Raw genomic sequence first — 21,086 nt, forward strand, 5'->3', positions numbered from 1 at the left:
GAGGGCATCAACTGGCATCATCCCCGAACCAGACCCACGGGGGTGGACCTGATCCGAGCTCGACACCATTTACATGGCATCGACTACTTGGCACACTGTTGAGTTCTCAAGGAACAGACGCGCATCCCGCTCACCCTGTCGGGTTCTGCTCGGAGGCAACCGTTCAAACTTATCTGATCGCTTGCTCCCTGTCAACTTCAACTTGTCGCTGTCGTCGACCGGTCACCGAGGTCCTGGGACCCGGATCGGATTCGTCCTGGCCTCACCCCGTGGGGTTCGGCGCCTGGAAGACCTTACCGGATCGTCAGTCCCTCTCGATCCACCCGGTGTCCGTCGCCGCCGGGCACAGAAGTGCCTCGACGAGATGTGGTCCGGGGTGCCTACCCGGGGGACCGACCACCGAGTCCTGCTCGGTGTCCGTTCCTCCCTGCCGGGCGGCCTGGAGAAAGTTACGCACACTCGCGCCAGGATGCAAGTCGACCCCCGAAGAGCCCTCTGACCTGGGCTTTCGGGGGTCGACGTCGGTCATCGGCCGTCACAACGAGGCGCGGCACGCGGTCTCGGGGCCGGCGGCACCCCGCACGACGCGAGAAGCGTCGAGCGGCGCACCCCGCCGCGACGCACGCCCGGCTCCGGCGACCGAGGGTCCGGACGCTCAGCACTCCGAACGCTCAGTACAGGGCCGACGCGAGCGCGCGACGCGCCGCGACCACGCGGGGGTCGTCCGTGCCGACCACCTCGAAGAGGTCGACGAGCCGCACCCGCACCCGCTCGCGCTCGTCACCCGTCGTGCGCCGCACCACGTCGACCAGGCGCGCGAACGCGTCCTCGACGGCGCCGGCGAACAGGTCGACGTCGGCCACCGCGAGCTGCGCGTCGACGTCGTCGGGCGCAGCGGCCGCCGCCTCGCGCACGGTGCGCTGGTCGAGCCCCGCCGTGCGCTCCATCAGGCCGACCTGCGCGAGGCCGGCACGTGCCATCGCGTCGCGGGGGTTCTCCCGGAGCGCCTGCTCGTAGGCGGCGCGCGCGGCCGGCAGGTCGTCGCGCTCGATCGCCTCGTACGCGGCCTGGTGCAGCGGAGGCAGGGTCGGCTCGGGGTCGGGCTGCTCGGGCGCGGCCTCCCCCGGAGCGACCCGCCCGGTGATGCCGTTGGCCTCCGCCGCCGCCAGCAGCTGGTCGAGCACGCCCCGCACCTGCTCGCGCGGGTGCGCACCCTGGAACAGCGGCACGGGCTGCCCGCCCAGCACCGCGACCACCGTCGGCACCGACTGTGCCTGGAACGCCGCGGCCACCTGCGGGTTGGCCTCGGCGTCGATCCGCGCCAGCAGCCACCGGCCGCCGTCCTCCGCCGCGAGCGTCGACAGCTCGGCCGCGACCTGCTGGCTGACCTCGCTCCACGCGGCCCACAGCACCACGACCACGGGGTGCTGCGTCGACGACTGCACGACCTCGGGGAACGCCGCCTCGTCGACGTCGCGCACGTAGGCCGTCGGCACCGGGAGCCCGCCGGGGCTGCCCGGGGGCGGCGTCGCCGGCCGCGCCAGGGCGGACAGGTCGACGGCTCCTCGCGCATCCAGCCGGGGTCGGGGCTGCTGCGACGGCTGCGACATCAGGTGCTCCTCGGTCTCGTGGTCACTCGCTGTCCTGCGGCGGCACCGGCGGACGCTGCACGCGTCACGGCACCGGGAGCGATTCTGCCCGCTCGGCCCGGGGTCCGGCACACCGGGCCCCGGGGACGTCGCGTCACTGCACCGACGCTCCCGTGACCGCCTGCTCACCCGCGAGGACCTGCACCTGCGCGCCGCTGCCGGCCGGCGGCACGTACATGACCACGACCCCGCCGAAGACCCGGGTCAGGCTGGTGCCCGCGGTCGTCGCGCCACCCGCCAGCCGCGAGTAGAACGGCTCGACGTCGATCTTGCCCCCGGGCTCCGTCAGCGCGAACGTCGTGGTCGTCGACAGCTCGCCGACCACGATCGCGCCGCCGTCGACGGTCTGCAGCGCGACGACCGGCTCCGCGCCCGCCTGGTACGACTGCGTCAGCGTGGCCGCGTCGCCCAGCGGCGTGGCACGCTCGGCGCGCTCGGACTCGACCGCCGTCCGGAACGCGTCGGGCGCGAACGACCCCGCGAAGGACGACGCGTCGCCGTGGGTGAGGACGTCGGTGTACTGCGTCAGCGACTCGGCCGGGGTCATCAGCAGCCCCTCGGCGTCGGGCGCGAGCGTCGGGCTGCCGACCTCCGGCGCGGCCGTCGGCGGCATCGTCACGCCCGGGAGGAGCCGCGCCCACCCCCACATGCGGTACGGGTCGCGCGGACCGTCCTGCCGCAGCACGAGGATGCGCGGCGCCTGCAGGTCGTCGGGCTGCTCGGTGACGACGAGCTGGGTGCGCGGCCACGCGTCCGTCTCCGGCACGATCAGCGCCTGCTCCTCGAACGGCAGCACCGTGGGCGGGCGGCCACCCTCCGTCGCGGCGTTCCGGACGTACTCCGCCGTGCGGATGGCGAGCGCCGGGCCCTCGAGGCGCGCCGGCAGGCCGGCCGGGTCGTTCGCGACGTCACCCGCGGCCACGACCTCGGCGACCGCGTCGAGCACGCGCTGGGACTGGGCGACCGACACGGCCGGCGGCGGTACGGCCGGGACCGGCTCGGGCGTCGCCTGCGGCAGCGGCGTCGCGCAGCCCGCGAGCACGGCGAGCGGGACGGCGGCCAGGACGAGGCTCCGGACGGTCGCTCGTCGGGGCGCGGTCGTCCGCGCGTGGACACGTGTGGCGGTCATCGGCCCTCCTCCGGGGAGTCGTCGTCGGTCGGCAGCGGCGGCAGCCCCCACGCGCGACGCCAGGCGTCGGCGCGCGAGGCCGCCGGGTCGGCACCCGCGGCGTCACGACCCGCGGCACGCGGCCCGGGGGGCGTCGGCGCGTCGCGCAGCCAGGCGGGTCGCGGGGCAGCAGCGCCGGACGTCTCCCCCGCGCGCTCCTCGGCCCCCTCGGGGCCGGTCGGCGTCCGGGGCGCACGCGAGTCGGGTGCGCGCCCGCCCGCGTCGGGCCCGTCCGCACGGCCGACCACGGCCCCCGGGGGCGGCGGCACGGGAGCCCAGCCGGGACGCGCCGTGCCGTGCGACGCACCGTGCGCCGTCTGCCGTGCCGTGCCGTGCGGGTCCTGCGCCGTCGGGGCCGGCGGCGTGCCCGGTGCCGCCCGCCGGGCGTCCGCCGCCGCGCCGGCGCCGGGTGCGGAGTCCGGACGACCGCTGGTCCGCGCCTCGCGCGCGACGTCACCGCCCGCGACGGGCGCCGAGGGTGCGGTGCTCGACGGGCCCACGCCCGGCGACGGCTTCGGGGCGCGGCTCAGCCACGCCGGTCCTGGCGTCGTCGGGGACGTCTCGGGGCCATCCGGGCCGCGGACCGGGTCACCGGCGGGCCCGCGGTGCCGCGCGTCGTCGGGCCGGAGCGCCGCCAGGCCGGGGCCCTGCGCGACCGACGGCGGACCATCGGGGACGGGCCCCTCCGGGACGGGCCGCACCTGCGTGGAGCCCTCGGGGCGGGACGCGTCGTCCGGTGCCGCGCCGGAGCGACGCGCGCGACGGCCGGCCGCGGCGTCCTCGGCGCCGGTGGGCGCGGACGACGTCGGTGCGGCGGGCGCGCCGTCGGGCCGTCGGGGCGTCTCGTCGTGCCGGGGCGTCTCGTCGCGCGGCGCGGCGACACCGGAGTCGGCGAGCGCGCCGTGCGCGGCGAGCTCGCGCAGCTGCCGCCGCGTCAGCTGGACGGGCGCGCCGTCGGCGCCGACCGTCGGCAGCGGGCCCGTCAGCACCGGGGTCCAGTCGGCCTCGGGACCACGGCGCGCCCGGCGCAGGTCACGCACCAGCAGGGCCGCGGCCAGCACGACCAGCAGCGAGCCGACGCCCACGGCGGGCCACAGCCACGGCGTCGTGACCTCCTGGGGCCACGCGAGCGACACGCGAGGGGCGGAGCCGTCGGTGCTCACGGCGAGCACGGTCCAGCGCCCCGGCTGCCGGGCCCACGTCAGCTCGGCCTCGCCGTCGCCCGACGCCTCGACCACCCACATGTCCGAGCCCGACGGGTTCGGCACGGCGGCCGCGGCGGCCGGTTCCCCGGTGGTCGCCTGCGCGTCGGCCGTGGCCTCGCCCTCCGGGGCGGCCTCGCCCTCCGCGGGGGCGGCCTCGCCGTCCGCGGGCGCCTCACCCTCGGGCGTCGCCTCACCGTCGGCGGGCGCCTCTCCCTCGGGCGTCGCCTCACCCTCCGGGGTCGCTTCGGGCGCCGGGGCCGCGACGTCCTCGGCCGCGAGCTCGTGCCAGCCGGCCAGGCCGGTGACCCGCTGGTGCGCGTCGTCGCCCACCCACCCGTCGACGTCGGTGTCGCGCCCGACCGCGAGCACCACGGGGCCGTCGGCCTCGACCCGGACCGTCACCTCGGACGCGGCGAGCTCGAGCACGCCGGGCTCCGTCACGACGATCGGCGCGTCGGCCCGCAGGTCGGCGACGAGCACGTCGTCGGCACGCCACAGCGTCGCCGAGGCCACGCCGAGCGCGATCACGACGGCGCCCACGAGCCCCACGAAGGCGATCACGAGTCGCTTGAGCACGCACAGTCCTCTCCGCAGACGAACGATCCAGGATAGGCGGACCCGGCGCCACGGGCCGAACCGGGGCGGATCCGGCGCCGCTCCCGCCCACGACCCCGACGCGGTGCGCACGCGACGTCCACATCGCACCGGACGGCGCGCGCCGCACCCGTCGCCGACGGGCCGTGGCCGCGCGACCTGCGCGTCGACTCCCGGACGACCGTCCTGCCCGGGGCGTCGCGGGACCGCAGCACCCTGGTCAGGGCGTGCCCGCCGCGTATCCTTGCGGGGCACCGGCGCGCCGAGGACTCCCTCGGCCACCCCGCCCGCCGGGCCCCCGTCCCAGGAGGATCCCTCGTGCCCGAAGCCCGGAACCCGTTCCCCGTCGTCAGCTTCCGCGGCTACGACCGCGACGCGGTCGACGAGTCCGTCGCCTCGCTCGAGCAGGCGCTGGCGGAGGCGCGTGCCCAGGTCGAGGCGCTCGACGCCGAGAAGCTGCGCGTCGCGGGCGAGCTCTCCGAGGCGCACCGCCAGCTGCGGGAGGCCGAGCGGCCCACCTACTCGGGTCTCGGGTCGCGGATCGAGCAGCTGCTGCGCTCGGCGGAGGAGCAGTCCTCCGACGTCATGACGCAGGCGAACGCGCAGGCCGCCGACGCCCTCGCCCGCGCGAAGCTCGCCGCCGGCCAGCTGCGTGCCCGCGCGGAGAACGAGGTCGCCGAGCTGCTCGCGACCGCGCGCCGCGAGGCCGAGGAGGTCCGGACCACGGCGCACGCCGAGGCCGAGAGCTCGGTGGCCGCGGCCCAGCGCCGCGCCGAGGAGCTGGTCGGGAGCGCCGAGCGCGAGGCCGCGCGCATCCAGAGCGCCGTCGCGACCGAGGAGAGCGAGCGCCGCACGTCGCTCGAGCGCGAGCTGGGCACGCTGCGGGCGCGGGTCGAGCACGAGGCGACGCAGCTGCGGATCGCGACCGAGCGCACGGCGACCGAGCTCCGCAGCCGCACCGAGGCCGAGACGACCGCGCTGCGCGAGGAGACCGAGCGGTACGCGCAGGACCTGCGGCAGAGCGCCGACCAGGAGACCACCGAGCTGCGGCAGCGAGTCGAGGCCGAGGTGGCCGCGCTGCGCGGCGACGCGGACCGCTACGCGGCCCGCGTGCGCTCGGAGGTCAACGCCGAGGTCGCCGCGTGGCGGCAGTCCGCCGCCGAGGAGACCACCGCGCTGCGCGCCGCCGCGGCCGAGTACGCCGACGCGACCCGCGCGGCCGCGGACCGCGACGCGACCGCGCTCCAGCAGCGCGTCGCGGCGGAGGTCGCGGCGCTGCGCACCGAGGCCGAGCAGTACGCCGCCTACGTGCGCGCGACCGCCGAGCGCGAGGCCGGCGAGCTCCGCGCGTCGACGTCGGACGAGATCGCCCAGGCACGCGCCGAGGCGGAGGACGCCGTCGCGACGCTGCGCACCGAGTCCGAGCAGTACGCCAGCCAGCTGCGCGCGCTGGCCGACCGCGAGACCACCGAGCTGCGCGAGCGCACGGGCCACGAGGTCGCGCACCTGCGCGAGACCGCGCAGCGCGAGACCGACGAGCTGCGCTCGACCACCGAGCGCGAGACCGCCGAGGCGCGGGCCGCGGCCGAGCGGGAGACCACCGAGCTGCGCGAGCGCACGCGCCTGGAGGTCGAGCGGCTGCAGACCGAGGCGCGGCGCGCGATCACCGAGGCGACCACCGAGGCGCGCACGCGTGCCGGTGAGCTCGTGCACCGCGCCGAGCAGCAGCTCGCCGACGCCGAGCTCGCGATCGCCGCGCAGCACGAGGCGGCCGAGAAGCAGGACGCCGACCGTCACGAGGCGGCCCGCGTCGAGACCGAGCGGCTCGTCGCCGACGCCGAGTCGCACGCGCAGGAGGCCGAGGAGCGCGTCGCCAAGGCCCTCGCGCACGCCGAGAAGGTCCGCACCGACGCCGAGAAGCAGGCCGCCGAGCTGCTGTCGAACGCGCGCCGCAACGCCGACCGCGTGGTCGCCGAGGCCCGCGAGCACGCCGAGAAGCAGATCTCCGACGCCATGACGGAGTCGGAGCGCGAGCGCACGACCGCGACCCGCCAGGTCGAGGACCTCAACCGGCAGCGCGAGTCGATCACGTCCTACCTCGACGAGCTGCGCAACCTGCTCGGCACCAACCCCGACCGCGCGGCGCTCGAGAAGGCCGGGCGCATCGAGGAGCGGTTCGAGAAGGACCAGGCGCAGGGCAAGGCACGCGGCGGAGCCGCGGGCACCGACGCCGAGGGCGCCGGCACGACGCGCGGCACGCAGGGCGACGCGGCGCCGGCGCGCGCGGCCAAGCCCGCCGCGAAGGCCACGCGTCCCACCAAGGCGCGGCCGGCCCCGGTGTCGGCGGCCGTCCCCGTCGTCCCGTCCCCGGCGGCGGCCGACGCAGAGCCGGCCGAGGAGCCGTCGGACGCGACCGCGAGCGACTCGCCCGCGGACGCCGCGGCGCCGCAGGGCGCGTCGGCGGACGGCGCGAAGGACGCCGCGGCCCGCTGACCGGCGGGTCCACGTCGCCATGAGCAACGAGCAGCCGCCCACGAGCGGGCCGTCCGGGAACGGACGGCCCGCGGACGCCGCGCCCCCCGACCCGCACGACGACGCGACCGCGCGCTGGCGGGCGGGACGCCGCGAGGCGGCCGCCGCGCACGCCGACGCCCTGGCCGCGCGGCAGCGTGCGGAGTCCGACCGGGCCCGCGCGCACATCGCGCAGTTCCTCACGGACGCGCGTGCCGCGGGGCTCGACCCGGTGCCGCTGCACGTGCGCTCGTACGACGGCCGCGCGCGCTACCGGACCTCGCTGACCGGCTGGTACCTGCGCCGCGACGAGACGGTCGGCATCGACACGGACGGCGCGTTCTACGTCCTGACGGCGCCGTCGTCGGTGGTCGCGCGGTTCCGGGGCGTGCGACCGACCCCGCAGGACCCGCCGCTCGTCATCGGCGCCGGCGGCAAGGACGGCGAGTCCATCGACCTGCCCGACGCGCTCGCGCGCGTCCTCGCCGGCGGCGCCTGACCGCCGGCTGCCGACGCCCCGACGACCTCGACCCGGCGACGCCGCGTCGTCGCGGGGTCAGGCGTCGGCGGCGTCCACGCGCTGCGCGAGCTCGCGCAGCGCGGTCGTGACGGCCGCCGGGTCCTCGACCGCGGAGAGGTGCCCGGCGCGGGGCACGACGACGAGCGTGGCCTGCGCGGCCGCCTTCGCCATGTGCTCGGCCGCGTCGGCGCCGGTGACCGCGTCCTCGTCGCCGACGACCACGGAGACGGGCCCGGTGAACGCGCGCAGCACCTCGGTGCGGTCGGGGCGCGCCGCCATCGCGCGCTGGCACCACGCGACGCGTGCGGGGTCCTGCTCCTCGACCCAGCCCGTGACGCGCTCGACGACCTCGGGACGCGCGGCCCGCGTGCTCTCCCCCAGCAGCGTCGCGACGGAGCCCCGCACGGGTGCGACGGTCCCGGCGGCCTCGACGTCGTCGGCCACGCGGTGCCGGTTCTCGGCCGCGTCAGGCGTGTCGGCCGTGGACTTCGTGTCCACCAGGGCGAGGCCCGCGACGACGTCGGGGTGCCGCTCGAGCAGCGCGAGCGCGACGTAGCCGCCCATCGAGAGCCCCGCGACGAGCGCGCGGCCGCCCGCGTCGCGCACCAGGTCGGCCACGCGGTCGGCGACCGCGTCGAGCGACGGCTCGGGCAGCGCGAGCTCCGACGGGACGGGGAGGTCGGGGGCGATCACGGTCCGGTCGCCGCGCAGCCCGGCGGCGACGTCGTCCCAGAGCCGGTGGTCCAGCGGGAACGCGTGGAGCAGGACGATCGGGGTCGCGGGCATGCGCCCTCCTTCGTGGTCGACGACGGACGTCGTCGACCCTAGCCGCGACCCCGCAGGTCGCGCGCCCGGGCGAGCGCCGCCGCACGCTCGAGCAGCACCGCCACGCCGTCGTCGGCGTTGGACGGCAGCGTCGCGTCGACGGCCGCGAGGACGGCCGGCAGCGCGTTCGCGACGGCGAACGACCGCCCGGCCCAGCGCAGCATCGGCAGGTCGTTCGGGGCGTCGCCGACGGCCCACACCTGGGACGGCGCGACACCGCGCCGCGCGGCCCACGCCGCGAGGGTCGCGGCCTTGGTGACGCCGGGTGCGGCGATCTCGCCGAGCGGCACGGTCGCCGACGACGACACGTGCGCGAGGTCGCCGACGGCGCGCTGCGCCTCGGCGACGAACGCGTCGACCTCGGCGGTCCGTCCGGTCGCCTGCAGCAGGACCTTGAGCGTGGTGGCGGGCAGGACGTCCTCGATGCGTGCCGCCGTGCGCGAGCCGAGCGGCACGTCGTGCGTCGAGACGAACCCGTGCTCGGCGGCGAAGCCCTCGGCGCTCTCGACGGCGAGGTGCACCGCGTCGGCGCCCCACGCGTCCCGCAGGCGTGCCGCGAGCGCCGCCACGCGCGCGCGGTCCATGCCGTGCTCCTCGAGGACCCGCAGGCCCGCGACGTCGACGACGGAGGCGCCGTTGGCGCAGATCGCGACGCCGTGGCCGGCCACGTGGGCCTGCAGCTCGGTGAGCCAGCGGTGCGGCCGTGCCGTCACGAAGACGACGTCGAGCCCGGCCGCCTCGGCGTCCGCGAGCGCGGCGGCCGTGCGGGGCGAGACGGTCCCGTCGGGCGCGAGGAGCGTGCCGTCGAGGTCGGTGGCGACCAGCCGGACGTCGGGGGCCGGGGCGTCGGCGGACCGGGCGTCGGCGGCGGCGTGGCCGCGCCACGCCGGGTCGTGCGGCGCGACGGGGCCGGGGACGCGGCTCACCGGCGCGTCGGCCCGCGCCGACCGCGCGCGTCCCAGCACGCGGCGTGCCAGTGCCGGCGCTCGTCGACACCGGCGCCGCGCCAGTCGTCGGTGCGCCAGGCGACGACGTGGGGCGTGCCGGCGGCGACCAGCTGGTCGCACCCCGGGCAGCGGTACTCCCGGTCGGACCCACGCACGCGCTGCACGGTCCACTCGCCGTCGGGGCCGGACTCGGAGCGCCGCCCTCCGGTCGCGCGGTCGACGTCGAGCGGCACGTGCTCGGCCCCGTAGGGGCGACGCGACGAAGGACGGGACCGGGGCACGGGTCCATCCTCACGCACGGCCGGGCCCGCGCACCAACGCGGACGGCCGGTGCCGCGCTCGTGCGAGCGGGGCACCGGCCGTCGGGGGTGCGGGTCGTGTCAGAGCGTCGCGGCGGACTCCGGCGTCGGGATCGTGCCGGTCCGGACGAGCTCGCGGTACCAGCGCGCCGAGTCCTTCACGGTCCGGACCTGGGTGTCGTAGTCGACGTGCACGACGCCGAAGCGGCGGTCGTAGCCGTAGGCCCACTCGAAGTTGTCGAAGAGCGACCACACGAAGTAGCCGCGCACGTCGACGCCCTTGTCCATGGCCTCGCCGACGGCGTCGACGTGGTCGTGCAGGTAGGCGACGCGCTCGACGTCGTGCACGCGGCCGTCCTGCGTCACGGTGTCGTAGAACGCGGCACCGTTCTCCGTGATGGCCAGCGGCAGGCCCGGGTAGCGGTCGTGGAGCTCGATCAGCAGGTCGACGAGGCCCTGCGGCTCGATGTTCCAGCCCATCGCGGTGTGCGGGCCGGGCTGCGGGAGCCACTCGACCTGGTCGGCGCCGACCCACGGGCTGACGACCGACGAGCGGTGCCCGTCGGGGCCGGGCGTGCCGTCGCCGACGGGCGGCGTGCCGTGCTGCACGCGGCCGGTCGAGTAGTAGTTGACGCCGAGCAGGTCGATCGGGACCCGGATGAGCTCGAGGTCGCCCTCCTGCACGAAGGACCAGTCGCTGATCGCCGCGGTGTCGGCGAACACGCGCGCGGGGTACGCGCCCTCGAGGAGCGGGCCGAGGAAGACCTCGTTGGCGATCGTGTCGATGCGGCGCTTGGCCTCGACGTCCTGCGGCGCGTCGGACGCGGCGCGCGTCACGTGCAGGTTGAGCGTGATCGACACGGGCGTGGCCGGACCGAGCTCGTCGCGGATGACGCGCGCGGCGAGCCCGTGCGCGAGGTTGAGGTGGTGCACGGCCGCGAGCGCGGCGGCGGGGTCGGTCACGCCGGGCGCGTGGACGCCCGAGCCGTAGCCGAGGAACGACGAGCACCAGGGCTCGTTGAGGGTCGTCCAGAGGTGGATGCGGTCGCCCAGGGCGCGCACGACGACGCGGGCGTACTCGGCGAAGGCCTCGGCGGTGGCGCGGTTGGTCCAGCCGCCCGCGTCCTCGAGCGTCTGCGGCAGGTCCCAGTGGTAGAGCGTCACGACGGGCTTGATGCCCGCGGCGAGCAGGCGGTCGACGAGGTCGGAGTAGAAGTCGAGGCCGGCCTGGTTGACCTCGCCGGTGCCCTGCGGGAGCACGCGCGACCACGAGATCGAGAACCGGTACGCCTGCAGCCCGAGGTCGGACATGATCGCGACGTCCTGCGGGACGCGGTGGTAGTGGTCGACCGCGACGTCGCCGGTGTCGCCGTTGAGGACCTTGCCGGGCGTCTTCGAGAACGTGTCCCAGATGGACGGCGTGCGACCGTCCTCGGCCGCGGCACCCTCGATCTGGTACGACGCGGTCGCCGACCCCCAGAGGAAGTCGGCCGGGAACGTGCGGCCGGACGGCCGCGTGGTGCTGGTCATGACATGCCCTCCGGGAGCGGTGAGTGGGTGCTGCTCGGCGGCCCTGACGGACCGCTCGCCGAGTCCGCGGGGCAGCGGCGCCGCGCGGGTCGAATCGATACGATACAGGGCGTGGGACCGCTCCCGCACCCCGGGCTCGCGCGGACCGCCCCGGCCCCCTCGGGACCGGGACGGCCGCGGCGCCTCACACCGCGACGACGACCTCGTCGACCCCCGCCGGCACCTCGACGCGGTCGCGACCGAACGGCTGCACGGCCCACGCCCCCGGCGCGCCCACGGCCCGCACCCGCACCTCCGCACCCGTGCGCCGCACCGTGAACACCGCCTCGCCGTCGCCGCTCGGCACCCGCGTCGTCGACCGGTGACCGTCGGGCAGCTCCACGAGGTGCAGCGTCACGCCGTCCGCGTGGTCACGGTCGGGCCGGTCGTCGTGCGCGCCGACCGGCAGCACCGTGCCCGGCCGCACGTACAGCGGCACCGAGTCGAACCCGTGGCGCTCGCGCACCCAGCGCGGCCCCGTGACCCGCTCCCCCGTCAGCCACGACGTCCACGTGCCCTCGGGCACGTACACGTCGACGTCGCCCGCCGCCGAGAACACGGGCGCCACCAGCAGCGCGTCGCCCAGCATGTACTGCGTGTCCACCGTCGCCGCGCCGCGGTCCTCCGGGAACTCCAGCACCATCGGGCGCATGACCGGCAACCCCTCCTCGTGCGCGACCCGCCCGGCCTGCGCGAGGTACGGCATGAGCGACATCTTCAGGCGCGTGAACCGCCGGGTCACGTCCACCGCCTCGTCGTCGAACGCCCACGGCACGCGGTAGGAGTCCGAGCCGTGCAGCCGGCTGTGCGACGACAGCAGGCCGAACGGCAGCCAGCGCTTGAACACCGCGGCGTCCGGCACGCCCTCGAACCCGCCGATGTCGTGGCTCCAGAACCCGAAGCCCGACAGCGCGAGCGACAGCCCGCCGCGCAGCGACTCCGCCATCGACACGAACGTCGACTCGCAGTCGCCGCCCCAGTGCACGGGGTACTGCTGACCGCCCGCCGTCGCGGACCGCGCGAACAGCACCGCCTCGCCCGTGCCCCGCTCGGCCTCGAGCAGCTCGAACACGCTCCGGTTGTACAGGTGCGTGTAGTAGTTGTGCATGCGCTGCGGGTCCGACCCGTCGTGCCACACGACGTCGGTCGGGATCCGCTCGCCGAAGTCGGTCTTGAAGCAGTCGACGCCCTGCGCGAGCAGCCCGCGCAGCTTGTCCTGGTACCACGCGACGGCGTCGGGGTTCGTGAAGTCGACCAGACCCATGCCGGCCTGCCACATGTTCCACTGCCACACCGACCCGTCGGGGTTCTTCACGAGGAACCCGCGCTCCTTGCCCTCGGCGAACAGCACCGAGCGCTGCGCGACGTACGGGTTGATCCACACGCAGATGCGCAGGCCGCGCTCCTTGAGGCGGCGCAGCATGCCCTCGGGGTCGGGGAACGTCGCGGGGTCCCAGATGAAGTCGCTCCAGTGGAACTGCCGCATCCAGAAGCAGTCGAAGTGGAAGACGCTCAGCGGCAGGTCGCGCTCGGCCATGCCGTCGACGAAGTGCGTGACCGTCGCCTCGTCGTAGCTGGTCGTGAACGACGTCGACAGCCACAGCCCGTACGACCAGTCCGGCACGCGCGCCGGGCGGCCCGTGAGCGCCGTGTAGCGGCGCAGCACGTCCTTGGGCGTGGGGCCCGCGACGACGTAGTACGTGAGCGACTGCCCCTCGACCGAGAACTGCGCGCGCGACACGACCTCGGTGCCGATCTCGAACGAGACCCGCTCGGGCTGGTCGACGAACACCCCGTACCCGGCCGACGACAGGTAGAACGGCACGTTCTTGTACGCCTGGTCGCTCGCGGTGCCGCCGTCGGCGTTCCAGATGTCGACCGTCTGGCCGTTCTTCACGAGCGCGCCGAACCGCTCCCCCAGGCCGTAGACGTGCTCGCCGACCCCCATGGTCAGCTGCTCGCGCACGAAGTGCCGGCCGTCCGCGTCGGTCAGGACGCCCACGCTGCGCGGCGTCGACGCCGTGAGCACGCGGCCGTCCGCGACGTCGACGAACTCGACCGACCAGTCGCCCGCGGTCGCGACGCGCGCCTCGAGCTGCCCCGAGCGCAGCGTCGCGACGGCCTGCCCCGTGAGGTCGGGCGTCGCGATCTTCACGTCGCCCGCGTCGCGGTGCAGCTCGAACCGGGGACCGCGCTCGAGGCCGCCCTGGAAGTGCTCGATCGTCACGCCGACCACGCCGTCCATGGGCGAGTGCAGCGTGACGGTGACGAGCGGGCGGTTGAGCGTGTCGCCGCGCGTGGTGATCGGCGCGGTCGACGCGTAGACCGTGAGCGTGTCGTCGGTCGCGACCACGTCGTCGACCTGGCGGGGACGCAGCTCGGTCACCCCGGGCAGCAGCTGCCAGTAGCCGTCGGTGAACTTCATGGGGTCCTCTCGATCAGGGCCAGGACGCCGTGCGGCGCGAGCGGCACGTCACCGGCGACGTCGGCGCCGGTGAGCAGGTCGTGCCACCCGTCGGCGGTGCCGGTCAGGTGCACGGTCCGCGGCCGGTCGGCCGCGTTGAGGCAGAAGGTGACGTCGCCGCGGCGCACGACCTCGACGTCGGCAGCGGCGCGCACGCCCGCGGGCCCGGCGACGCCGGCGGCGTCCAGGCACGCCCGCACGACGCCCGCGAGCGCGTCCGGGGGCAGCAGCGCGCCGACGTACCAGCCCTGCCCGCCGCCCGGGTGGCGGCGGCGCACGACCGCGGCGCAGCCGTCGAGGTCGCCGCCGACGACGGCCGCGACGGCCTCGCCGTCGTCGACGCGCACGCGCTCCGCCCAGTCGTGCACGCGCACGTCGCCCAGCAGGTCGGAGCGCAGGTCGACGCCCGCGTCCGGCAGCGGCACCCACTCCTCGCCGGAGCCGCCGACGAGGTCGGCGAACGGCACGGGGAACCTGCCGGTGCGCACGTGCGCGTCGCGGTCGACGACGCCCGAGAACGGCCCGAGCAGCAGCACGCCGCCGCGCTCGACGACCCGCCGCAGCCCCGCGACGTCCGCGTCCTCGACCAGGTGCAGCTGCGGCGCGACGACCAGGTCGTAGGCGTCCAGGTCGGCGTCGGGACCCACGACGTCGACCGCGACGCCGTCTTCCCACAGCGGCCGGTAGTACGCGAGCACCTGGGGCAGCGCGCGCAGCCGCTGCGACGGGGACGCCGGCTCCTCGGCGGCCCACCAGCTCGGCCAGTCGAACACGAGCGCGACGCGCGCGGTCACGCGCGTGCCGACGACCCGGCGCAGGCGCGCGAGCTCGGCACCGTGCGCGACGACCGCGCGGTGCAGGGCGGTGTCGGGGCCGGCGTGCGGCACGAGGGCCGAGTGGTACCGCTCGGCGCCGGCCGTCGACGCACGCCACTGGAAGAAGCACGACCCGTCGGCGCCGCGCGCGACCGCGCGCAGCGAGTCGAGCCGCAGCTGCGCCGAGGTCTTGGGCACGTTGTGCGGCCGCCAGTTCACCGCTCCCGCGGCCTGCTCCATGACCAGCCACGGCGCGCCGCCGGCGAGGCCGCGTGCGAGGTCGTGCGTCAGCGCGACGCGCACCACGTCGGACGGGTCGGCGGGGTCGCCGTAGACGTCGTCGGCGACGACGTCGAGGTGGGGCGCCCACCGCCGGTAGTCGGTCGGGTGGTGGAAGCCCATGAGGTTGGTGGTCACCGGCACGCCCGGAGCGTGCGCCCGGATCACGTCGCGCTGCTCGAGGTAGAGCGCGAGCAGCTGGTCGGACGCGAACCGGCGGTGGTCGAGCGCCTGGGTCGGGTTGACCAGGTACGGCGCTGCGCGCGGCGGGATCACCTGGCCCCACTCGTCGTACCGCTGGCTCCAGAACGCGGTGCCCCACGCGCGGTTGAGCTCGTCGAGGCTGCCGTAGCGCGCGCGCAGCCACGCGCGGAACTCGTGCGCGCAGTGCTCGCACCAGCAGACCTGGCCGTACTCGTTGCCGACGTGCCACATGCGCACGCCCGGGTGGGCGCCGTAGCGCTCGGCGAGCACGCGGGTCACCGCGAGCGCGCGCTCGCGGTAGTGCGGCGAGGACGGGCAGAAGTGGTTGCGCGAGCCGTGCGACATCCGCACGCCGTCGGCGGTCACCGCGCGAGCGCTCGGCCAGAGCACGCCCAGCCAGGGCGGCGGCGACGCGGTGGGGGTCGCGAGGTCGACGAGGACGCCGTGGTCGTGCGCGAGGTCGACGACGCGGTCGAGCCAGTCGAGCTCGAACCGCCCGGGGCGCGGCTCGAGGCTGGCCCACGAGAAGACGCCGACCGTGACGAGGTTGACCCCCGCGGCGCGCATGAGGGCCACGTCCTCGCGCCAGACGTCCGGGTGCCACTGCTCGGGGTTCCAGTCGGCGCCGTACAGCAGGCCGACCTCGTCCGTGAGCGCGGCGAGCGCGGGGGTGCCGCCGCTCCCGTCCGACCCGGTCATGCCCTCACCCTCTCGTCCCCGCGGCGTCGACGGGAAGCGTCGAAGCGCTTCGCCAGCGTAGTGCGTCGATATCGATGTCGATGCGGGTCGGTGCCGCGCGGTCGAGCCGGACGCCCGACCAGGTGCCAGGCGAAGCGCTTGCGCGCCGATGCGGCGACGCGCCGCTCCTGCCCCGGCCCGGCCGACTCCTCGGCCGGTCCCGGGGCCCGCGCTAGGGTGTGCCGCACCTCGGGGTGCGGGCGCGGGACACGGACCGCGCGGCACGGGACCGGCCCGCAGCGCGTGACGAACGGAGCGACATGGCGACGACGATCGACGACGTGGCACGCGCGGCGGGCGTGTCGACCTCCACCGTGTCCTACGTGCTGTCGGGCAAGCGCCCGATCTCCGCGCCGACGCGGCAACGCGTCGAGCGCGCGATCCGCGACCTCGGGTACCGCCCGCACGCGGGCGCCCGCGCCCTCGCGTCGAGCCGCACCGACGTCCTCGCCCTCATGGCGCCGCTGCGCGTCGACGTCAACGTCTCCGTCATCATGCAGTTCGTCACCGGCGTCGTCACCGCCGCCCGCACGTTCGACCACGACGTGCTCCTGCTCACCGCCGACGAGATCGCCGGCATGGAGCGCGTCGCGAACGGGTCCATGGTCGACGCCCTCGTCATGATGGACATCGAGGCCGACGACCCGCGCGTGCCCGTGCTCGCGGGCCTCAGCCAGCCCGCCGTGCTCATCGGGCTGCCGCGCGACCCCGAGGGCCTGTCGTGCGTCGACCTCGACTTCGAGGCCGCCGGGCACCTCGCGGTGCGGCACCTCGCGCGGCTCGGTCACCGGCAGGTCGCGCTGCTGGGGTCGCCGCAGGCGGTCCTCGACCGCCACACGTCGTACGCCGAGCGCATGATCCGCGGGTTCACCCGCGGCGCCGCCGAGGCGGGCCTCACGGGTCTGGTCGAGCCGTGCGAGTCCTCGATGGCGGGCGCCGTCGCCGCGGTCGACCGCGTGCTCGCCGCGCTGCCCGACGTCACCGCGCTCGTCGTCCACAACGAGGTCGCGCTGCCCTGGGTGCTGGCGACGCTCCGCGAGCGCGGGCGGCACGTGCCCGACGACGTCTCGGTCGTCGCCGTGTGCCCGCCCGACGTGGCGGTCGGCCAGGCCCTGCCGCTGACGAACGTCGACATCCCGGCGCACACCATCGGCAAGGTCGCGGTCGAGATGGCGATGGCGCGCGTCGAGCGCGACGAGCCCGCCGAGACCCGGCTGATCGCACCGATGCTCGTCGAGCGCGCCAGCACCGTCGCCCCCGTGCGCTGAGCCGGGCGCCGCGGCGCCGCGGCGGGGGACGGGCACCGCGTCAGCCCTTGATCGCACCGAAGATGACGCCCTTGGTGAAGTGCCGCTGGACGAACGGGTAGACGACGAGGATCGGCACGATCGCCAGCACCATGACCGCCATCTTCACGGGCAGACCCGTCACGGCCCCCGTCGCGACGTCGACCTGCCCCACGCCCGAGCCGGGCAGCGTCACGCCCTGCAGCACGTACGACCGCAGCACGAGCTGCAGCGGCCACTTGGCGTTGTCGTTGATGTAGAGGATCGCGTTGAAGAACGCGTTCCAGTACCCGACGCCGTAGAACAGCGCGATGACCGCGACCACCGCGCGCGACATCGGCAGCACGACCCGGCCCAGGATCCGCCAGTCCCCCGCGCCGTCGATGCGCGCGGCGTCGAGGATCGCCGGCTCGAGACCCATGAAGAAGTTGCGCAGGATCAGCACGTTGAACGCCGACACCGCGCCCGGCAGGATCAGCGCCCAGTACGAGTCGACGAGCCCGAGGCCGCTCACCACGAGGTACGTGGGGATCAGGCCCGCGCCGAAGAACATCGTGATGAGGAAGACGAACAGGATCGGGCGGTGCCACAGCGACGAGGGCCGCGAGAGCCCGTACGCCGCGAGCACGGACACGATCGTCGAGATCACGGTGCCGACCGCCGTGATGCCGATGCTCACGAGCGCCGCGCGCGTCACGACGCCGCCGGACAGGATCTGCTTGTAAGCGTTGAGCGTCAGCTCGCCCGGCACCACGACGAGGCCGCCCGCGCGGATGGTCTCGGCCTGCGTCGACAGGCTCGTGACGACGACCGTCCACAGCGGGAACACGACCGCCAGCACGACGCCCGCCAGCACGACGAACTTGACGGCCGCGCCGACCTTGCCGGGCGGCTCCTCCCAGGCCGGGCGGTGCCGCGAGCGGCGCGGGCGGCGGGGACGGCCCGCCGCGTCGGCCGCGAGGTCGCGCGGGATCAGCGCGACGTCGGTGTCGATCTCCGGTGTCGTTCCGCTCTGCGTGGTCATGACCTGCGATACACCCCCGACTCGCCGAACACGTGGGCGAGCTTGTTGGCCCCGAGCACGAGCGCGAGGCTGACGACGCCCTTGATCAGGCCCGCCGCGGCCGCGAAGCTCCAGTCGCCGTAGATGACGCCCTGGTAGTAGACGTACGTGTCGATGACCTCGGCGACGTCCGCGCCGACGGCCCCGCGCTGCAGGATGAGCTGCTCGAACCCGACCGTGAGCGCGTCGCCCAGGCGCAGGATCAGCAGCAGGATGATGACGGGCCGCAGCGCAGGCAGCGTGACGTGCCACATGCGCCGCCACCGGTTGGCGCCGTCGACCGCCGCCGCCTCGTACTGCTCGGGCGACACGGTCGACAGCGCGGCGAGGAAGATGATGATCCCCCAGCCCGCGTCCTTCCAGACCGACTGCATCGTGATGAGCACGAGGAACGTGTCGGGGTTGGTCATGAGGTCGAAGCCCGACCCGAGCCCCGCGCCGCGCAGCGTCTGGTTGACCAGCCCCGCACCGCCGAAGATCTGCTGGAAGATCGTCACGACCAGCACCCACGAGAAGAAGTGCGGCAGGTAGACGATCGACTGGATGGTCGTCCGGACGCGCGGCGTGACGACGCTGTTGAGCAGCAGCGCGAGCACGATCGGAACGGGGAAGAAGAACACGAGCTGGAACGCCGTGATGACGAGCGTGTTCTGCACCGCGTCGAGGAACAGCGGGTTGGAGAACACGCGCTCGAAGTTCGCCCACCCGACGAACGGGCTGCGCAGGAACCCGACGTACGGCGAGTAGCTCTGCCACGCGATGACGTTGCCGAGCATCGGCACGTACGCGAAGACCGCGAGCAGCGTGACCGCGGGCAGCACCATGACGAGCAGCGCGCCGTCGCGACGCAGCCGCGTGCGCAGCGGGACCTTGCGGACGGGCACCTTCGCCGGGCGGGAGGGGGCGGGCGCACCCGCCCCCTCCGCGACCGGGTCCGGTGCCGCGGCGCGCCGACCCGCGCCGCGACGGACGACCTGACCGGGGCTCGTCACCGCGCGTCCAGGATCTCCTGGTAGAACGTCCGCAGCTCCTCGCCGCCGGACGCCCGCCACGTGTCGACGGCCGCGTCGAGGTCGTCGAGCGACTTGCGCCCGCGCGAGATGTCCTTCTCGAGGTCGACGAACGGCTGCCCGATCGACGCGTACTGCACGGGCTCGACGATCTGCTGCGCGTAGAACAGCGGCTCGGTGATGAACTCCGCCGCCTTGGTCTGCCACTCCGAGGACGCCTTGACGTACCCGGGGTACTGCACGCGCGCGTTCGCGATGGGCGGGTCGACCAGGAACATGTAGGTGGGCTGCATCTCGGTGGCCGCGAGCGGGGTGGGCACGGGCAGGCCGTCGGCGCCGCGCTCGTAGTGCACGCCCTCGACGCCGTTGTTGATGACGTCGAACTCGGTGGTACCGAACGGCGCCGCGAGCACGTTGGCGATCGCGAGCAGCTCGGTGATGCGGGCCTCGTCGTCGCTCTTCTTGAGGAACGAGAAGATGTTGGCGGGGTTGCCCTTCCACAGCACGGGCGTGCCGCCGTCGGCCGCGAACGGGTCGAGCGGCTGCTGCCAGAACGCCGGGTTGCTCGCGAGGTTGTCGCGCAGCGCCTCGTGCCAGCCGCCGAGGCCGTCGTTCATGATGAGCGACTGGCCGGACTGGAACCGGGTCTTGGCCTCGCCGGCCTGGTCGGCGACCGCGTCGGGGTGGACCGCGCCGCTCGCGAAGAGCTCGGCGTTCCACGCGAGCGCCGCGCGGTACTGCTCGGTCTCGACGCGGTGCACGAGCCTGTCGCCCTCGAGGATCCACCTGGGCGGCACGCCGTGGATGATCGCCGCGGTGTTCCACAGGTCCTCGGCGCCCCACCGGTTGCCGCCCGTGAGCTCCTTGGCGAGGTCGAGCAGGTCCTGGCCGTTGCTGACGGACGGCGTGATGCCGAGCTCGTCGAGCACGTCCTTGCGGTAGAAGATCGCGTCGGTGATGATCTCGCCCGGGAACGGCAGGCCGTACAGGCGGCCGTTGAAGACGCAGAACTTCCAGGCGTCGGTCGGGATGTTGGCGAGGTTCGGGTACTGCTCGACCTTGTCGCCGCCGAGGAAGTCCGTGAGGTCCTGGAAGAGGTTCGGCACGATCTCGGACCCGAAGCGCGGCGGGATGTTCCAGGACGGGACGCTGACCCAGTCCGGCACGTCCTTGGCCGACGCGAGCACGGTCGCGAGCTTGTCGCCGTAGACGTTCCCGTCGGTGATCTGGAACGCGATGGTCGAGCCGAGCAGGCCGTTGACCGCCTCGTAGTACTGGTTGCCCTTGGTGGGCGGGATCGTGCCCCACAGCGGGGTCATGGCCGTGAACGAGGACCCCGCGCCCGGGGGCTCGGGCACCGACTGCACGAGCTCGGCAGGCAGGGTCTCGTAGCCGGGCGTCGAGCCGTTGACGCTCGGGTAGTCGGGCGCGACGTAGTCGACGGGGACGTACTTCGGGAGCACGTCGGCCGAGGGCGTGGCCCCGGGCGCGGCGGCGGGCGGCGCGTCGGTGCTGCACGCCGTGAGCAGCGACGGCACGCCGACCACGGCGGCGCCGGCGGCGACCAGCCCGAGGAACGAGCGGCGGCGGACCTCGACGTCGCCGAGGCGTGCGGTGGAGGTGGTGGTCTTCATCAGCGTCCTTCACTCCCTCGTGGAAACGGACGTGCACGGGACGGCGGGACGGTCGCGACGCCGGGTCCTCGGTGACCCGGCGTCCCGCCACGGCGTCGAAGCGGTTCGATTCATATCGCCTTGGCGAATCTAGGGCAGGTCCGGTATGTGAGGCAAGACACGCAGACCAGACGATCGGGGCTTGTCCCTGAGCAGGACTTCGACCACGATGGCTGCGCGAAGGACCCGACGACGACGTCGAAACGGTTCGATCGAGACCGGGCCTCCGACCGTCGTCGACCCCGCCAGGCCCACCCGCCCACCCCG

15 protein-coding genes are annotated in these 21,086 nt (G+C 75.2%); 3 read left to right on the forward strand and 12 right to left on the reverse strand.

The genetic code is table 11. From position 1 onward, the window contains the following. Positions 1 to 671 precede the first annotated feature (671 nt). The 3 genes from E4A51_RS11175 to E4A51_RS11185 form a co-directional block, all read right to left on the reverse strand. Positions 672 to 1,610: a tetratricopeptide repeat protein gene (locus E4A51_RS11175; protein WP_070320409.1), complete on the reverse strand. Its 939-nt coding sequence runs from the start codon at positions 1,608 to 1,610 to the stop codon at positions 672 to 674. A 133-nt stretch (positions 1,611 to 1,743) separates the two neighbouring features. Beyond that, positions 1,744 to 2,778 carry a hypothetical protein gene (locus E4A51_RS11180; RefSeq protein ID WP_134851804.1) on the reverse strand — a complete coding sequence of 345 codons (1,035 nt, stop codon included), beginning with the start codon at positions 2,776 to 2,778 and terminating at the stop codon, positions 1,744 to 1,746. Next, the gene (locus E4A51_RS11185) at positions 2,775 to 4,598 is read right to left on the reverse strand and encodes a hypothetical protein (RefSeq protein ID WP_134851805.1); all 1,824 of its coding nucleotides are present in this window, start codon (positions 4,596 to 4,598) and stop codon (positions 2,775 to 2,777) included. The genes E4A51_RS11180 and E4A51_RS11185 overlap by 4 nt, the downstream gene beginning before the upstream one ends. Before the next feature lie 336 nt (positions 4,599 to 4,934). Between E4A51_RS11185 and E4A51_RS11190 the strand changes: the two genes are divergently transcribed. Both E4A51_RS11190 and E4A51_RS11195 read left to right on the forward strand, forming a co-directional pair. Further along, on the forward strand, positions 4,935 to 7,109 hold the full coding sequence (locus tag E4A51_RS11190; protein ID WP_134851806.1) for a hypothetical protein: 2,175 nt from the start codon (positions 4,935 to 4,937) through the stop codon (positions 7,107 to 7,109). Positions 7,110 to 7,128: 19 nt separating this feature from the next. Then, entirely contained in the window at positions 7,129 to 7,626 is a 498-nt protein-coding gene (locus E4A51_RS11195; protein WP_240696446.1) for a hypothetical protein, read from the forward strand. 57 nt (positions 7,627 to 7,683) lie between these two features. On the opposite strand, the gene E4A51_RS11200 is transcribed toward E4A51_RS11195, so the two are convergent. From E4A51_RS11200 to E4A51_RS11225, 6 genes are all read right to left on the reverse strand, one after another. Continuing rightward, positions 7,684 to 8,433: an alpha/beta fold hydrolase gene (locus E4A51_RS11200; RefSeq protein ID WP_046527806.1), complete on the reverse strand. Its 750-nt coding sequence runs from the start codon at positions 8,431 to 8,433 to the stop codon at positions 7,684 to 7,686. Positions 8,434 to 8,471: 38 nt separating this feature from the next. Next, positions 8,472 to 9,398, reverse strand: a complete 927-nt coding sequence (locus E4A51_RS11205) for an HAD family hydrolase (protein ID WP_134851807.1) — start codon at positions 9,396 to 9,398, stop codon at positions 8,472 to 8,474. Continuing rightward, positions 9,395 to 9,700, reverse strand: a complete 306-nt coding sequence (locus E4A51_RS11210; RefSeq protein ID WP_082740230.1) for a hypothetical protein — start codon at positions 9,698 to 9,700, stop codon at positions 9,395 to 9,397. The genes E4A51_RS11205 and E4A51_RS11210 overlap by 4 nt, the downstream gene beginning before the upstream one ends. Positions 9,701 to 9,799: 99 nt before the next feature. Beyond that, positions 9,800 to 11,248, reverse strand: a complete 1,449-nt coding sequence (locus E4A51_RS11215; RefSeq protein ID WP_134851808.1) for a GH1 family beta-glucosidase — start codon at positions 11,246 to 11,248, stop codon at positions 9,800 to 9,802. 184 nt (positions 11,249 to 11,432) lie between these two features. Further along, complete coding sequence (gene yicI, locus E4A51_RS11220; RefSeq protein ID WP_070320404.1) at positions 11,433 to 13,712, reverse strand: alpha-xylosidase; 2,280 nt, start codon at positions 13,710 to 13,712, stop codon at positions 11,433 to 11,435. Continuing rightward, a complete protein-coding gene (locus E4A51_RS11225) occupies positions 13,709 to 15,748 on the reverse strand; it encodes a beta-galactosidase (RefSeq protein WP_134851809.1) in 2,040 nt (679 codons plus the stop codon). The genes yicI and E4A51_RS11225 overlap by 4 nt, the downstream gene beginning before the upstream one ends. A 299-nt stretch (positions 15,749 to 16,047) precedes the next feature. Between E4A51_RS11225 and E4A51_RS11230 the strand changes: the two genes are divergently transcribed. Then, positions 16,048 to 17,055 (forward strand): LacI family DNA-binding transcriptional regulator, encoded by a 1,008-nt coding sequence (locus tag E4A51_RS11230; protein WP_070320402.1) that lies wholly within the window; start codon positions 16,048 to 16,050, stop codon positions 17,053 to 17,055. 40 nt (positions 17,056 to 17,095) lie between these two features. Here E4A51_RS11230 and E4A51_RS11235 read toward each other — a convergent pair whose 3' ends face one another. The 3 genes from E4A51_RS11235 to E4A51_RS11245 are packed head-to-tail and all read right to left on the reverse strand — an operon-like array spanning position 17,096 to position 20,780. Further along, positions 17,096 to 18,097, reverse strand: coding sequence for a carbohydrate ABC transporter permease (locus tag E4A51_RS11235; protein WP_046527800.1), 1,002 nt, complete (start codon positions 18,095 to 18,097; stop codon positions 17,096 to 17,098). Further along, a complete protein-coding gene (locus E4A51_RS11240; protein WP_070320401.1) occupies positions 18,094 to 19,128 on the reverse strand; it encodes a sugar ABC transporter permease in 1,035 nt (344 codons plus the stop codon). Before E4A51_RS11240 ends, E4A51_RS11235 begins: the two co-directional genes overlap by 4 nt. Then, positions 19,125 to 20,780 (reverse strand): extracellular solute-binding protein, encoded by a 1,656-nt coding sequence (locus E4A51_RS11245; RefSeq protein WP_070320400.1) that lies wholly within the window; start codon positions 20,778 to 20,780, stop codon positions 19,125 to 19,127. The genes E4A51_RS11240 and E4A51_RS11245 overlap by 4 nt, the downstream gene beginning before the upstream one ends. Positions 20,781 to 21,086 lie beyond the last annotated feature (306 nt).

The organism is Cellulomonas sp. HD19AZ1, from assembly GCF_004535805.1.
In the GTDB taxonomy this organism is placed as follows: Bacteria; Actinomycetota; Actinomycetes; order Actinomycetales; family Cellulomonadaceae; genus Cellulomonas; species Cellulomonas iranensis.